We start from the raw sequence: 14,072 nt of genomic DNA, 5'->3' as shown, positions 1-14,072 counted from the left end.
TCCTGCACCCTCCCATTCAAGGACCGTGATCGACGTGAAGGTCGGCATCCCCCGCGAGGTCAAGAACAACGAGTTCCGCGTGGCCATCACGCCCGCCGGAGTCAACGAGCTCGTCCGCCACGGCCACCAGGTCTTCATCGAGAAGGACGCCGGTCTCGGCTCGTCCATCACGAACGAGGAGTACGTCTCCGCCGGTGCCACCATCCTGGACACCGCCGATGAGGTCTGGGGCACCGCTGACCTGCTGCTCAAGGTCAAGGAGCCGATCGCGGAGGAGTACCACCGCCTCCGCAAGGACCAGACGCTCTTCACCTACCTGCACCTGGCCGCCTCCAAGGAGTGCACCGACGCCCTGCTGGAGTCCGGCACCACCGCCATCGCCTACGAGACCGTCGAGACGGCCGGCCGGGCGCTGCCGCTGCTCGCCCCGATGTCCGAGGTCGCGGGCCGGATCGCCCCGCAGGTCGGCGCGTACCACCTGATGCGTCAGGCCGGCGGCCGCGGTGTGCTGCCCGGCGGCGTCCCCGGTGTCGCCGCGGGCAAGGCGGTCGTCATCGGCGGCGGTGTCTCCGGCTGGAACGCCGTGCAGATCGCCGTGGGCCTCGGCTTCCACGTCACCCTGCTCGACAAGGACATCAACAAGCTCCGCGAGGCCGACAAGATCTTCGGCACCAAGGTGCAGACGATCGTCTCCAACGCCTTCGAGCTGGAGAAGGCCGTCGTCGAGGCCGACCTCGTCGTCGGTGCCGTCCTGATCCCCGGCGCCAAGGCCCCCAAGCTGGTCACCAACGAGCTCGTCGCCAAGATGAAGCCCGGAAGTGTCCTTGTCGACATCGCCATCGACCAGGGCGGCTGCTTCGAGGACTCCCGTCCCACCACGCACGCCGAGCCGACCTTCGAGGTCCACAACTCGGTCTTCTACTGCGTCGCCAACATGCCCGGCGCGGTGCCGAACACCTCCACCTACGCGCTCACCAACGCCACGCTGCCCTACATCGTGGAGCTGGCGAACCGCGGCTGGGTCGAGGCGCTGCGCCGTGACCCGGCGCTGGCCAAGGGCCTGAACACGCACGACGGCAAGGTGGTCTACCCGTCCGTCGCCGAGGCCCACGGCCTCGAGTGCGTCGAGCTGCGCACCCTCCTCGGCTGAGACGGGACGTCAACGAGCGGCGTCAACGCCGCACCTCCGGCCGGGCCCTGGCGACAGGGCCCGGCCGGTCGCATATCGGGCCCCTGGCGCGTACCGTTCCGGAACGTCGTCTCTCAACTCGCCGTGAACGTAACCCTTTAACCGATTCGCGCACTCCCGGAACTACGAAGCGATCCCGCCTGCGCTCTTGACATCGAAGGGTCCGGTTACCGACACATCGTGCCGGGTCCGGTGGATTGTGTTGCTGCGGACGCCCGACACGCCATAGAGTCGCCAACCGTCGGCATGGTGCCACGCTGACCTATCGATAAAGTTTCCTGGTCACGTCCAAGGAGGTAAGACGACTTGTGAATGAGTCGACATTTACTCCCGGAGGCGGTCACCCAGGAGCGTTCGCACGGGGCCAGGGTCCCTCGGGGCTCGAGGCTGTCGGCTCCGCAGCGGTCCACACCTTCGCAGCGCACCACAGCATTTCCACGACAGCCCACCAGAGTATGGACGGCCATCACGTGAACGCCATGGCCGGCGACCGGGGCAGTGGAGAACCCGCCCGTCTCGCCGACTACGACGACCTGCCCCAGGGGCACTTCTACGATCCGGACGCGGAGTACGAGCCGGACCCCGAATACGCCGCGACGCTCGCGCCGGACGCCGCGCGCCAGCGCCGCGAACGCGTCGGCCCGACCGGACGCCCGCTCCCTTACTTCCCCATCCCGGGACCGCTGTCGGAGCACGGCCCGGCCAAGATCATCGCGATGTGCAACCAGAAGGGCGGGGTGGGCAAGACCACCTCGACCATCAACCTGGGCGCCGCACTCGCCGAATACGGGCGACGGGTGCTGCTCGTCGACTTCGACCCGCAGGGTGCCCTGTCGGTCGGGCTCGGCGTCAACCCGATGGAGCTCGACCTGACGGTCTACAACCTGCTCATGGAGCGGGGCATGTCGGCCGACGAGGTGCTCCTGAAGACCGCGGTCCCCAACATGGACCTGCTGCCCAGCAATATCGACTTGTCGGCGGCAGAGGTGCAGCTGGTCAGCGAGGTCGCCCGGGAGTCGACCCTGCAGCGCGCCCTGAAGCCGCTGCTGGCCGACTACGACTACATCGTCATCGACTGCCAGCCGTCCCTCGGCCTGCTCACCGTCAACGCCCTGACGGCCGCTCACAAGGTCATCGTGCCGCTGGAGTGCGAGTTCTTCGCGCTGCGCGGTGTGGCGCTGCTCACCGAGACGATCGAGAAGGTCCAGGAGCGGCTCAACCCCGAGCTGGAGCTGGACGGCATCCTGGCGACGATGTACGACTCCCGTACCGTGCACAGCCGTGAGGTGCTGGCGCGCGTCGTGGAGGCCTTCGGCGACCACGTCTACCACACCGTCATCGGCCGTACGGTCCGCTTCCCGGAGACCACTGTCGCGGGCGAGCCGATCACCACGTACGCCTCCAACTCCGTCGGTGCCGCCGCCTATCGCCAGCTCGCCAGGGAGGTGCTCGCCCGGTGTCACGCCGAGTGAGTCTGCCGGGAGCCGACGAACTGTTCCGCACCACCGGGGGAGTGGGGCTGCAGCCCTCCAGCCCCCGCCGCACCGCGAACGGTTCGGCGGCCGCGGCCAACGGCGAGGCCCCGCGGGTGCCCGCGCCGGGCGGCGAGCCCGAGCAGGCCACGGAGGCACCGGAGACGACCGCCCCTGCCCGGCAGCGGCGGCAGAACGGCGGCACGGACACCCCGGTGACGGCCGCTGACGGCGGACCGGCCACCCCGCCCCGGGTGCCCTCGGTCACGCCCGCGGCCGAACACGGCGGGCGCGAGCAGGACGGGGACGGCGGCAAGGCCCACCGCACCCAGCCGGGCCAGGTCACGGCGGACGCCGCCGCGGCCGCCGCACAGGCGGGCGGCCAGGGCCGCCGCCGGGGCACCCGGGGTGCCAACCGCCGCCCCAGCGGCCGGGAACGGCACGACGAGAAGATCACCGTCTATGTCTCCGCGGAGGAGCTCATGGACCTCGAGCACGCGCGCCTGGTGCTGCGCGGCGAACACGGCCTCGCGGTCGACCGCGGCCGGATCGTCCGCGAGGCGGTCGCCGTCGTCCTCGCCGACCTGGAATCCCGCGGCGACGCCAGCATCCTCGTACGGCGCCTGCGCGGACGTTAGGCGCGGACGTTAGGCACGGACGTTAGATACGGCACCCTGTGCGGCGTCGGGTACAAACCTTGCGCGGCGTCAGTTACCACCCACCCTGCGTGGCGTCAGGTACCACCCTGCGCGGCGTCAGGTACCCACCCTGCGTAGGTGGAATACCGTCCATCCCCTCTTCGTTGTGGCCCCGCAGGGGGGCCTCGCGTCCCTTAGGGGATCTGTTCGACCGTCCCCTACGGGAGACCCCCGACCCCCTATGGGGAGACCCCTGAGGCCTGCCGCGCGGCCTGGAGCGTGTACTGGGTGCGTACGGGATAGCCTGCCTCTCCGGCGGGTGTCCCGCCCGTGACCAGCCCGTCGCCCCTCCCGGCGCGGGACCGCAGCACTCTGGACCGCGATGCCGACGACCGACGACGACGCCCCCGCGCCCCGCGCCCGCAGACGACTCGGGCGGGGGGCCGGTGCGGGGATGGCGGATCCGGAGGCACCGGTGGCGGCTGGTCCCATGGAGCCGGGCGAGAGGGGCGGCGAGGACAGGGGCGGCGAGGACGGCGGGGGTGCCGAAGGCGGCGACGGAACGTTCACGCTGCGGCTCGACAACTTCGAGGGCCCCTTCGACCTCCTGCTGCAGCTGATCTCCAAGCACAAGCTGGACATCACCGAGGTCGCGCTCTCCAGGGTGACCGACGAATTCATGGCCCACATCCGTGCCATGGGCCCGGACTGGGACCTGGACCAGACGACGGAGTTCCTCGTCGTCGCGGCCACCCTGCTCGACCTGAAGGCGGCCCGGCTGCTGCCCGCCGCCGAAGTCGAGGACGAGGCCGACCTCGCGCTCCTGGAGGCCCGCGACCTGCTGTTCGCGCGGCTGCTCCAGTACCGCGCGTACAAACAGATCGCGGACATCTTCCACGGGCGGCTGGCGGACGAGGCCCGGCGCCATCCCCGCACGGTCGGGCTGGAGCCGCACCACGCCGAGCTGCTGCCCGAGGTCGTGATCAGCATCGGCGCGGAGGGTTTCGCCAGGCTCGCGGTGAAGGCGATGCAGCCCAAAGCCGCGCCGCAGGTCTACGTGGACCACATCCACGCCCCGTTGGTGAGCGTGCGCGAGCAGGCCGAGGTGGTGGTGGCGCGGCTGCGCGAGTCGGGCGAGAGCAGCTTCCAGGAGCTGACCGCGGACGCACCGGACACCCTCACCGTCGTGGCACGCTTCCTGGCCCTCCTGGAGCTCTACCGGGAGCGGGTGGTGGCGCTGGACCAGGAGGAGGCCCTCGGCACGCTCACGGTCCGCTGGACGGGCGTGGAGGGGACCGTGCCCGTGGTGACGGACGAGTTCGATCAGGAACCGAGCCGAGCGGAAGACCAGGAACCGAGCCGAGCGGAAGTGGAAACGGAAGAGGAAGAAACGGAAGCGGAAGAAACGGAAGCGGAAGAGGAAGAGGAGCGGGGATGAGTGGCGTGGCCGGTGGCAGTGGGACGGGCGACGGGGCCATGGAGGCTCACGGGGCCACGGAGGCTCGTCGGGCCACGGAGACTTACCGGGCCGCCGCCCGGGCGTACGACGTGACGGAGGCCGTCGGCGCGGACGCGGACGGCGGTGGCCCGGGGGAGCGGCCCGAGGCACCGGCCGGTGCGCTGGGCGTCGCCGAGCTGGATCTCCAGCCCGCGCTGGAGGCCGTCCTCATGGTCGTCGACGAGCCGGCGACCGAGGAGCACCTGGCCAGGGTGCTGCAGCGGCCCCGGCGAGCGGTCGCGCTGGCACTGCGCGAGCTCTCCGACGACTACACGCGTCAGGGCCGCGGTTTCGATCTCCGTCTGGTGGCCGGCGGCTGGCGCTTCTACTCCCGTGCCGAGTATGCGGACGCGGTCGAGGCCTTCGTCCTGGACGGCCAGCAGGCCCGGCTCACCCAGGCCGCATTGGAGACTCTGGCCGTGGTCGCGTACCGTCAGCCGGTCAGCCGTTCCCGCGTCTCGGCCGTTCGCGGTGTGAACTGTGACGGTGTGATGCGCACGCTCCTCCAGCGCGGCCTGGTGGAGGAGGCGGGGACGGAACCTGAAACAGGTGCGATCCTGTACAGGACGACGAATTACTTTCTGGAGCGGATGGGCCTGCGCGGCCTGGACGAGCTCCCCGAGCTCGCACCGTTCCTCCCGGAGGCGGAAGCCGTCGAGAGCGACTCCGCGGAAGGTATCCCGTCGTTCGACGTAGACGACAGCGGCGACTCTCAGACGGATCATTGATGCGAAGCAGCGGCAGGAACAGCAGGGGCAGCGGCGGACGCGGGAACTACCGCGGTGCCGGCAACAACAGGGACGAGAAGCAGCAGCGAGCCGGCCGCCCCCGTCCCGAGGAGCGCCGCTACAACGTGGGCGGACAGGGTGGACAGGGCGGACCGGGCGGTGGCTCCGGCGGCCCGGCGGGCTCCCGTGACGAGCGCCGTGATGACCGCCGTGACGACCGCCGGGGCGGCGGCAAGACCGGCGGCGGCCGGGGCGCGGCGGCCCGCGGCGGCGCCAAGGGCGGTCCCCGCAGGGGCGCCGCCGACACGACGGGCCGTCCTGGCGGCAAGGGCGGCGGCCCCCGGGGCGGCCGGGGCCAGGCGCCCGCGCGGCCCCGCGAGTACGACGCGCAGATCGAGGAGCGCAACCGCGCCCGGCACAACAAGCCGCGGGTCACGACACCCAAGACGTTCGGCGAGCAGGAGGGCGAGCGGCTGCAGAAGGTGCTGGCCAGGGCCGGTATGGGCTCGCGGCGGGCCTGTGAGGAACTGATCGACCAGGCACGGGTCGAGGTCAACGGCCGGATCGTCACCGAGCAGGGTGTCCGGGTCGACCCGGAGAAGGACGAGATCAAGGTCGACGGCCTGACCGTCGCCACCCAGTCGTACCTCTTCTTCGCCCTCAACAAGCCGGCCGGTGTCGTCTCCACGATGGAGGACCCGGACGGCCGCCAGTGCCTGGGCGACTACGTCACCAACCGCGAGACGCGGCTGTTCCACGTCGGCCGGCTGGACACCGAGACCGAGGGCATCATCCTGCTCACCAACCACGGCGAGCTGGCCCACCGCCTGACGCACCCCCGCTACGGCGTCAAGAAGACCTACCTGGCGGCGATCCAGGGCCCGCTCCCGCGCGATCTGGGCAAGCGGCTGAAGGACGGTATCCAGCTCGAGGACGGCTACGCCCGCGCCGACCACTTCCGGGTCGTCGAGAACACCGGCAAGAACTACCTGGTCGAGGTGAGCCTCCACGAGGGCCGTAAGCACATCGTGCGCCGGATGCTCGCCGAGGCCGGCTTCCCGGTCGACAAGCTGGTGCGTACGGCCTTCGGCCCGATCACGCTGGGCGACCAGAAGTCGGGCTGGCTGCGCCGGATGACCAACACGGAGGTCGGGATGCTGATGCGCGAGGTCGAGCTGTAGCAGAGCGGCAGCCGCAACCGTAGCCGTAGCCGTGGGAGTTCCCGAACTGTAGGAGCTCCCGGTTCCCGGTTTGCGGGGCCGGGCCCCCACCCCTTAACGTCATCATGACGATTAAGGGGTGGTTTTTATGGGGTTCACGGGGGCGGCCGCGGTCGCCGGGGCGACGACATCCGCCGCCACCGGCGCGCTCATGGGCCTGGCGCTCGGTGATGCGCTGGGCTTTCCGACGGAGTTCGACGACGTACCGGCGATCCTCGCCAAGTGCGGGCCGTGGCGGCGGATGGCGCTCCCCGACCCCGCCCTCGTCACCGACGACACCCAGATGACCCTGGCGCTGGGACGCGGGCTGCGTACGGCGCTGGAGCACGGCGAGCCGGGCCCGCGGAGCCTTGTGCGTCCGGTGCGCGACGAGTACGTCGCCTGGTGGCGCTCGCCCGACAACGACCGGGCACCGGGCGCCACCTGCCTGCGCGCCTGCGAGCTGCTCAGCGACCCGGACCGGCCCTGGGCCGAGGCCGGCCGGATCGGGTCGAAGGGGTGCGGCGCCAATATGCGGGTCGCGCCCGTCGGGCTCGTACCGGGGCTGAGCCCGCAGCAGCGCTCCGGCGCCGCCCAGCTGCAGTCCGCGCTGACCCATGGGCACCCCACCGCGCTCGCCGCCAGTGACCTGACCGCGTACGCGGTCCGCGCGCTCGCCGACGGTGCGCCGCCCGCCGGGCTGCCCGCCCTGCTCCGCGCGTACGCCCACGAACAGCGCACCGTCTACCGGGAGGACTGGCTGGGCGACCTGTGGCGGCAGGCCCAGGACCCCTCCGCGACGGCGTTCATCACCCGGGGCTGGGACGACTGCCTCGGCGCGCTGGACCGGCTGGACGCGGCGCTCGCCGCGCCGGATCCGGAGGCCGATCCGTGCCTGGCCACCGGCGCCGGCTGGATCGCGGAGGAGGCACTGGCCACCGGCCTGCTGTGCTTCCTGCTCTTCCCCGACGAGCCGCTCACCGCGCTGCGCCGGGCCGCCTGCAGCTCCGGCGACTCCGACTCGATCGCCTGCCTGACCGGCGCCTTCGCGGGTGCCTGGTGGGGAGCCGGCGCCTGGCCCGAGGACTGGACCGCCCGTATCGAGTACCGCGACGAACTGCTGGCGCTGGGGGAGGCCTGGGATGTCCGGGACGCCGGAGAACATGGTGGTCACGCGGATGCCTGAGACCACGCCCGAGACCATGCCTGAGAACACGCCTGAGAACACGCCTGAGACCACGCGGCGGGACGCGGTCCTCCGCGCAGCCGGGCTGCCCGCCGTCGACCTGGGTGCCGTGGTCGCGGAACAGGACGATCCGCTGATCTTCGCGACCGTGTCCGGGGCGCACCTCTACGGCTTCCCGTCCCGCGACTCCGATGTCGACCTGCGCGGCGCCCACCTGCTGCCGGCCGCCGCCCTGGTCGGACTCCACGAGCCGGAGGAGACCAGGACGCGGATGTGGGACCGGGACCGGGTCGAGATGGACCTGGTCTCGCACGACCTGCGGAAGTTCGCCCGGCTGCTGCTCCGCCGCAACGGCTACGTACTGGAGCAGCTGCTCTCCCCGCTGGTCGTGCACACCACCGACGTGCACCGGGAGCTGATCGCGCTCGCCCCCGGCCTGCTCACGGCCCACCACGCCCACCACTACCGCGGCTTCGCCACCACCCAGTGGCGGCTGTTCGAGAAGACCGGCGAGCTGAAACCGCTGCTGTACACGTTGCGGGTGCTGCTCACGGGCATCCACCTCATGGCCAGCGGCCGGCTCCGGGCCCATCTGCCCACCCTGGCGGAGGAGGTGGCCGCCCCGCCCTACGTGGCGGAGCTGATCGCGGCCAAGGAGGAGGCCGAGCACGGTCTCGCCGGGGAGGTGGTGGATCCGGCGCGGCTGCGTACGGACATCGAGGCGCTGCACGCCCGGCTGGACGCCGCCCAGGCCGCCACCGCCCTGCCGGATGCCCCCGCCGGCCGTGACGCGCTGCACGACCTGATCGTGCGGGCCCGGCTGGACGGGTTCCCGGCCCCGGCCCCGGCCTCGCCCCGCTGCCCCGGCATCTGACCGCCTGGCCGGACTCAGCGGCCGAGGGCCGAGGACTGCCGGGCCCGGAACAGGAAGTCCGCCACCCGGGCCCGGTCCGGCCCGGCCGGCAGCGGCGACCGGGACACCGCCGCCTCGGCCTCCTCGGCCAGCCGCGCCATCCGCTGCTCGACCGCCTCCCAGGCCACCTCGCCACGCCTGACCGCCAGCAGCCGCTCCCGCTCGGGGCCGACGTCCAGGGTGAGCACGCCGGTACGGAGCAGGTCGCGTGAGCAGGTCAGCAGGCGCAGCAGATGCATGACGTGCTTCCAGCGGGGCGCCCCGCGCTGCCGCAGATCGGCCCGGATCTGCCGGAGCTGGCCGGCGGCGTAGCCAGCGAAGGTGCGGTGGACCTCCCGGGACAGGAAGGCGTCGCGCAGCGCGAGCAGCTCCCGGCCGGTGGCGTCGACGCGCTCCACGAGAGGGGAGTGCAGGCACTCCAGGATGTTGGGGTTGGCCCGCAGCGCCAGCTCGCAGAAGCGTTCCAGCTCCCAGGAGAACTCCTCCTCGCGCGGGCCCTCCACATGCTTCGGGGGTTTCTCGAAGCTCCAGAAGAGCCGGGTCGGGGCCTGGTAGACCCCGCGCCGGTCGGTGTCGCTGTGCTCCGTCGCCAGCCCGAAGGCGCGCGAGCCCATCACACACGCGTAGACGGTGTGCTCGGCGACCAGGGAGTGCCCCGGGTCGGCGACGGGCGTGGACGTCTCTCGTGAATGCGTGGACGAGTGCGTGGACGAGCGTGCGGAGGAGGTCGTGGCGGCTTCCGGCATGACGGCGATTGTGGCCGGACCGGAGGGGCGGGTGCCACCCGTTTCGCCCGCGGGGCTTCAGCGGCGGGCTCCCGCCCGTCCCCGGTCACCCGCCGCGTACGGAATGTCAGTGCCGCTGGTTACGCTGATCAGTGCGTGCACAGGAGCGTGACGCGGCACACGACACAAGGGGGAGCAGTGCGAAAGGACATCGCGCAGTGAGGACCGCACTCGTCATCGGAACGGGCCTGATCGGCACCTCGGTCGCCCTCGCGCTCCACGCGCGCGGCGTGCAGGTGTTCCTGGAGGACCACGACCAGGCCCAGGCCCTGACGGCCGCCGCGCTCGGCGCGGGCGTCGCCGGGGCACCGCCGGGGCCGGTCGACCTGGCCGTCGTGGCCGTACCGCCGACCCATGTCGCGACGACGCTGGCCGCGGCCGTCCGGCGCGGCGCGGCGCGGGCGTACATCGATGTCGCCAGCGTCAAGGGCGGCCCGCGCCGGGAGCTGGAGGCCATGGGCTGCGATCTGACCGGCTACCTCGGTACGCACCCGATGGCGGGCAAGGAGCGTTCCGGCCCGCTGGCCGCCACCGCCGACCTCTTCGAGGGCCGCCCGTGGGTGCTGACCCCGGCCCCCGGCGGCGACACCGAGGTGCTCAACCTCGCCCTGGAGCTGGTGGCGCTGTGCCGGGCCGTCCCGGTGGTGATGGACGCGGACGCCCACGACCGCGCCGTCGCCCTGGTGTCGCACACCCCGCAGCTGCTCTCCAGCCTCGTCGCCGCCCGCCTCAAGGGGGCCGACGAGACCGCGGTACGCCTCTGCGGCCAGGGCATCCGCGATGTGACGCGGATCGCGGCCTCCGATCCGGGGATGTGGGTCGAGATCCTCTCCGCCAACCCCGGCCCGGTCGCCGATGTGCTGTCCGAGATCGCCGCCGATCTGGACGAGACGGTACGGTCCCTGCGCTCCCTGGAGTCCGCCGACGAGGACAAACGCGGCGCCGGTGCCGGCGGTGTCGAGGACGTGCTGCGGCGGGGCAACGCCGGCCGCGAGCGGGTCCCCGGCAAACACGGCGCCGCCCCGGCCGCGTACGAGATCGTCGCGGTCCACATCGGCGACCAGCCCGGCGAGCTGGCCCGGATCTTCGCCGACGCCGGCCGGGCCGGGGTCAACATCGAGGACGTCCGCATCGAGCACGCCACCGGCCAGCAGGCGGGCTTCATCCAGCTCATGGTCGAGCCGCAGGCGGTGCCCGGGCTGACCGCGGAGCTGCGCGAGCGGGGGTGGTCGATCCGGCAGTGACTCCGTGGACGGCGCCGTGCGGGTGAGCCAGTAACCTTGTGCGGGGCTCTTACGGCCCTGGCCCTCTGCCGGCCCCCCGCTGGACCCGCCCCGTGTGCAAGACGTGGACAAGAAAGGTGTTCGTCACCGTGGAAACCGCCGCTCGGACCGCCCCGGCTGCAGTGATTGTCGCCATCGACGGCCCCGCAGGCACGGGCAAGTCCAGCACGTCCAAGGCCGTCGCCGCCAAGCTGGGCCTCGGCTACCTCGACACCGGCGCCCAGTACCGCGCGATCACGTGGTGGATGCTGAGCAACGGCATCGACGTCCGGGACGCCGCGGCCGTGGCCGACGCCGCCACCAAGCCCGTGATCGTCTCCGGCACCGATCCGGCCGCCCCCACCATCACGGTCGACGGCCTGGACGCCGCGGGTCCGATCCGTACCCAGGAGGTCACCGCCGCGGTCAGCGCCGTCAGCGCGGTCCCCGAGGTGCGGGCCCTGATCACCGAGCTGCAGCGCACCATCGCCATGACCGCCCGCGGCGGCATCGTCGTCGAGGGCCGGGACATCGGCAGCACGGTCCTGCCGGACGCCGACCTCAAGATCTTCCTCACCGCCTCTCCCGAGGCGCGGGCCGCCCGTCGCAGCGGCGAGCTCAAGGGCAAGGAGGCCACGGACCTGGCCGCCACCCGCGAGGCGCTGATCAAGCGGGACGCCGCCGATTCGTCCCGGAAGGCCTCCCCGCTGGCCAAGGCGGACGACGCCGTCGAGGTGGACACCACCGAGCTGACGCTGGAGCAGGTCATCGAGTGTGTGGTCACCCTCATCGAGGGCGTCAGCGCCGAAAAGGCGGGACTCGCCCGGTGACCGGACCCGGCAGGACACCGAGCGCCACGGGAGGCAGCGGGACGGACCGCCGTTCCGGGGGCACGGGCGCCACGGGCGCCGGGACGGATCGCCGTTCCGGCCTCCCCAGCGCTTCCGGCGCCGGCGTCGGCCGCCGGATCGGCATCGGCCTGATGTACGGGCTGTGGCGGCCGCGGGTGCTGGGCGCCTGGCGGGTGCCGTCCGCCGGGCCGGTGATCCTCGCCGTCAACCACTCGCACGGCATCGACGGCCCGATGCTGATGGGCACCGCGCCGCGGCCGGTGCACTTCCTGATCAAGAAGGAAGCCTTCGTCGGCCCGCTGGACCCGTTCCTGCGGGGCATCGGGCAGCTGAAGGTGGACCGCGACTCCGCCGACCGCAAGGCGATCACCGACGCGCTCGGCGTGCTGGAGCGCGGCGGGGTGCTGGGGATCTTCCCGGAAGGCACCCGCGGCGAAGGCGACTTCGCCTCGCTGCGGTCCGGCCTGGCGTACTTCGCGGTGCGCTCCGGCGCTCCCGTCGTACCGGTGGCGGTCCTCGGCGGCAAGGACCGCCACAGCAGACTGACCCGCGCGCTGCCGCCGCTGCGCGCCCGCGTCGACGTCGTCTTCGGCGACGCCTTCGAGGCGGGTGACGGCAGCGGGCGGCGCACCCGTAAGGCGCTCGACGAGGCGACCGTACGGATCCAGGAGCGGCTGACCGCCCACCTGGCCGAGGCCAGGCGCCTGACCGGGCGCTGAACCACACTTGAGTAGTGGGCCGCGACGAGCGGGCCCACCGATGACCACGCGGCGGCAAGCCGCACAGTGAATGCGTGAGGAACGGACTTCATGAACGACCAGATCCCCACCGGCGACGAGCACGGTGCGCTTGGCGACGCCGAGTACGCGGAGTTCATGGAGCTCGCCGCGCAGGAGGGCTTCGACCTCGACGAGGTCGAGGGTGACATCGCCGCGGCCGGCCACGGCCCGCTGCCCGTCCTCGCCGTCATCGGCCGCCCCAACGTCGGCAAGTCGACGCTGGTGAACCGCATCATCGGCCGCCGTGAGGCGGTCGTCGAGGACCGGCCCGGCGTCACCCGCGACCGGGTCACCTACGAGGCCGACTGGAACGGCCGCCGCTTCAAGGTCGTCGACACCGGCGGCTGGGAGCAGGACGTGCTCGGCATCGACGCGTCCGTGGCGATGCAGGCCGAGTTCGCCATCGAGGCCGCGGACGCGGTCGTCTTCGTCGTCGACTCCAAGGTCGGCGCGACCGACACCGACGAGGCCGTCGTCAAGCTGCTGCGCCGGTCCGGCAAGCCGGTGGTGCTGGCCGCCAACAAGGTCGACGGCCCGTCCGGCGAGGCCGACGCCGCCATGCTGTGGTCGCTGGGCCTCGGCGAGCCGTACCCGGTCTCCGCGCTGCACGGCCGGGGCACCGGCGACATGCTCGACGCCGCGCTGGAGGCGCTGCCCGAGGCGCCCGCGCAGACCTTCGGCGCGGCCGTCGGCGGCCCCCGCCGGATCGCGCTGATCGGCCGCCCGAACGTCGGCAAGTCCTCGCTGCTGAACAAGGTCGCCGGCGAGGAGCGGGTGGTGGTCAACGAACTGGCCGGCACCACCCGCGACCCGGTCGACGAGATGATCGAACTGGGCGGCAAGACCTGGAAGTTCGTGGACACCGCCGGTATCCGCCGCCGGGTGCACCTCCAGGAGGGCGCCGACTACTACGCCTCGCTGCGCACCGCGGCGGCCGTGGAGAAGGCCGAGGTCGCGGTCGTCCTGATCGACGCCTCCGAATCCATCAGCGTCCAGGACCAGCGGATCATCACCATGGCCGTGGAGGCCGGGCGCGCCCTGGTCATCGCGTACAACAAGTGGGACACCCTCGACGAGGAGCGCCGCTTCTACCTGGAGCGGGAGATCGAGCGGGACCTCGTGCAGGTCCCGTGGGCGATGCGGGTGAACGTCTCCGCGCGCACCGGCCGCCACATGGAGAAGCTGGTCCCGGCGATCGAGACCGCGCTGGCCGGCTGGGAGACCCGTATCCCGACGGGGCGTCTGAACGCCTTCCTCGGCGAGATCGTCGCCTCCCACCCGCACCCGATCCGCGGCGGCAAGCAGCCCCGCATCCTCTTCGGCACCCAGGCCGGCACCAAGCCCCCGCGCTTCGTCCTCTTCGCCTCCGGCTTCCTCGAGGCCGGCTACCGCCGCTTCGTCGAGCGCCGGCTGCGCGAGGAGTTCGGCTTCGAGGGGACGCCGATCCACATCTCGGTGCGGGTCCGCGAGAAGCGCGGCAAGAAGAAGTAGTGGCCGTGGCCGGGACGTCGCGGGCGTACCCGCGGCACCCGGCGCGAAGTGCGCGCCCCCGGCCGGCCTCCTGGACAGGCG

The 14,072-nt window shown here is 72.3% G+C and carries 13 protein-coding genes; 12 read left to right on the top strand and 1 reads right to left on the bottom strand.

What is annotated here, in order from left to right; all coding sequences use genetic code 11:
* Window positions 1-34 precede the first annotated feature (34 nt).
* From ald to AZE13_RS08020, 8 genes are all read left to right on the top strand, one after another.
* Window positions 35-1,150 carry an alanine dehydrogenase gene (gene ald / locus AZE13_RS08055; RefSeq protein WP_066928584.1) on the top strand — a complete coding sequence of 372 codons (1,116 nt, stop codon included), beginning with the start codon at window positions 35-37 and terminating at the stop codon, window positions 1,148-1,150.
* Between the two features lie 494 nt (window positions 1,151-1,644).
* Window positions 1,645-2,661: an AAA family ATPase gene (locus tag AZE13_RS08050; protein WP_066928373.1), complete on the top strand. Its 1,017-nt coding sequence runs from the start codon at window positions 1,645-1,647 to the stop codon at window positions 2,659-2,661.
* On the top strand, window positions 2,646-3,299 hold the full coding sequence (locus tag AZE13_RS08045; protein WP_181690279.1) for a hypothetical protein: 654 nt from the start codon (window positions 2,646-2,648) through the stop codon (window positions 3,297-3,299). Before AZE13_RS08050 ends, AZE13_RS08045 begins: the two co-directional genes overlap by 16 nt.
* Before the next feature lie 382 nt (window positions 3,300-3,681).
* Window positions 3,682-4,737: a segregation and condensation protein A gene (locus tag AZE13_RS08040; protein ID WP_066928369.1), complete on the top strand. Its 1,056-nt coding sequence runs from the start codon at window positions 3,682-3,684 to the stop codon at window positions 4,735-4,737.
* 38 nt (window positions 4,738-4,775) lie between these two features.
* The gene (scpB, locus tag AZE13_RS08035) at window positions 4,776-5,525 is read left to right on the top strand and encodes an SMC-Scp complex subunit ScpB (protein ID WP_398780120.1); all 750 of its coding nucleotides are present in this window, start codon (window positions 4,776-4,778) and stop codon (window positions 5,523-5,525) included.
* Window positions 5,525-6,706, top strand: a complete 1,182-nt coding sequence (locus tag AZE13_RS08030; RefSeq protein WP_066928367.1) for a pseudouridine synthase — start codon at window positions 5,525-5,527, stop codon at window positions 6,704-6,706. The genes scpB and AZE13_RS08030 overlap by 1 nt, the downstream gene beginning before the upstream one ends.
* A 127-nt stretch (window positions 6,707-6,833) precedes the next feature.
* A complete protein-coding gene (locus AZE13_RS08025; protein WP_066928366.1) occupies window positions 6,834-7,910 on the top strand; it encodes an ADP-ribosylglycohydrolase family protein in 1,077 nt (358 codons plus the stop codon).
* A gap of 16 nt (window positions 7,911-7,926) precedes the next feature.
* Window positions 7,927-8,784, top strand: a complete 858-nt coding sequence (locus AZE13_RS08020; RefSeq protein WP_079123815.1) for a DNA polymerase beta superfamily protein — start codon at window positions 7,927-7,929, stop codon at window positions 8,782-8,784.
* 14 nt (window positions 8,785-8,798) lie between these two features.
* Here AZE13_RS08020 and AZE13_RS08015 read toward each other — a convergent pair whose 3' ends face one another.
* Window positions 8,799-9,437: a DNA polymerase beta superfamily protein gene (locus AZE13_RS08015; RefSeq protein ID WP_066928580.1), complete on the bottom strand. Its 639-nt coding sequence runs from the start codon at window positions 9,435-9,437 to the stop codon at window positions 8,799-8,801.
* Window positions 9,438-9,766: 329 nt separating this feature from the next.
* On the opposite strand from AZE13_RS08015, the gene AZE13_RS08010 reads away from it, so the two are divergent.
* The 4 genes from AZE13_RS08010 (at window position 9,767) to der (ending at window position 13,991) form a co-directional block, all read left to right on the top strand.
* A complete protein-coding gene (locus tag AZE13_RS08010; RefSeq protein ID WP_066928364.1) occupies window positions 9,767-10,852 on the top strand; it encodes a prephenate dehydrogenase in 1,086 nt (361 codons plus the stop codon).
* A gap of 116 nt (window positions 10,853-10,968) precedes the next feature.
* On the top strand, window positions 10,969-11,700 hold the full coding sequence (gene cmk / locus AZE13_RS08005) for a (d)CMP kinase (RefSeq protein ID WP_066928362.1): 732 nt from the start codon (window positions 10,969-10,971) through the stop codon (window positions 11,698-11,700).
* Window positions 11,701-11,852: 152 nt separating this feature from the next.
* A complete protein-coding gene (locus tag AZE13_RS08000; protein ID WP_258527646.1) occupies window positions 11,853-12,440 on the top strand; it encodes a lysophospholipid acyltransferase family protein in 588 nt (195 codons plus the stop codon).
* Between the two features lie 90 nt (window positions 12,441-12,530).
* Window positions 12,531-13,991, top strand: a complete 1,461-nt coding sequence (der, locus tag AZE13_RS07995) for a ribosome biogenesis GTPase Der (protein ID WP_066928360.1) — start codon at window positions 12,531-12,533, stop codon at window positions 13,989-13,991.
* Window positions 13,992-14,072: the final 81 nt, after the last annotated feature.

The sequence above is a fragment of the Streptomyces sp. NBRC 110611 genome (assembly GCF_001590865.1).
Taxonomy (GTDB): Bacteria; Actinomycetota; Actinomycetes; order Streptomycetales; family Streptomycetaceae; genus Streptomyces.
The sequence above is the reverse complement of the archived record's forward strand: the minus strand, read 5'-3'. Positions and strand labels throughout refer to the sequence as shown.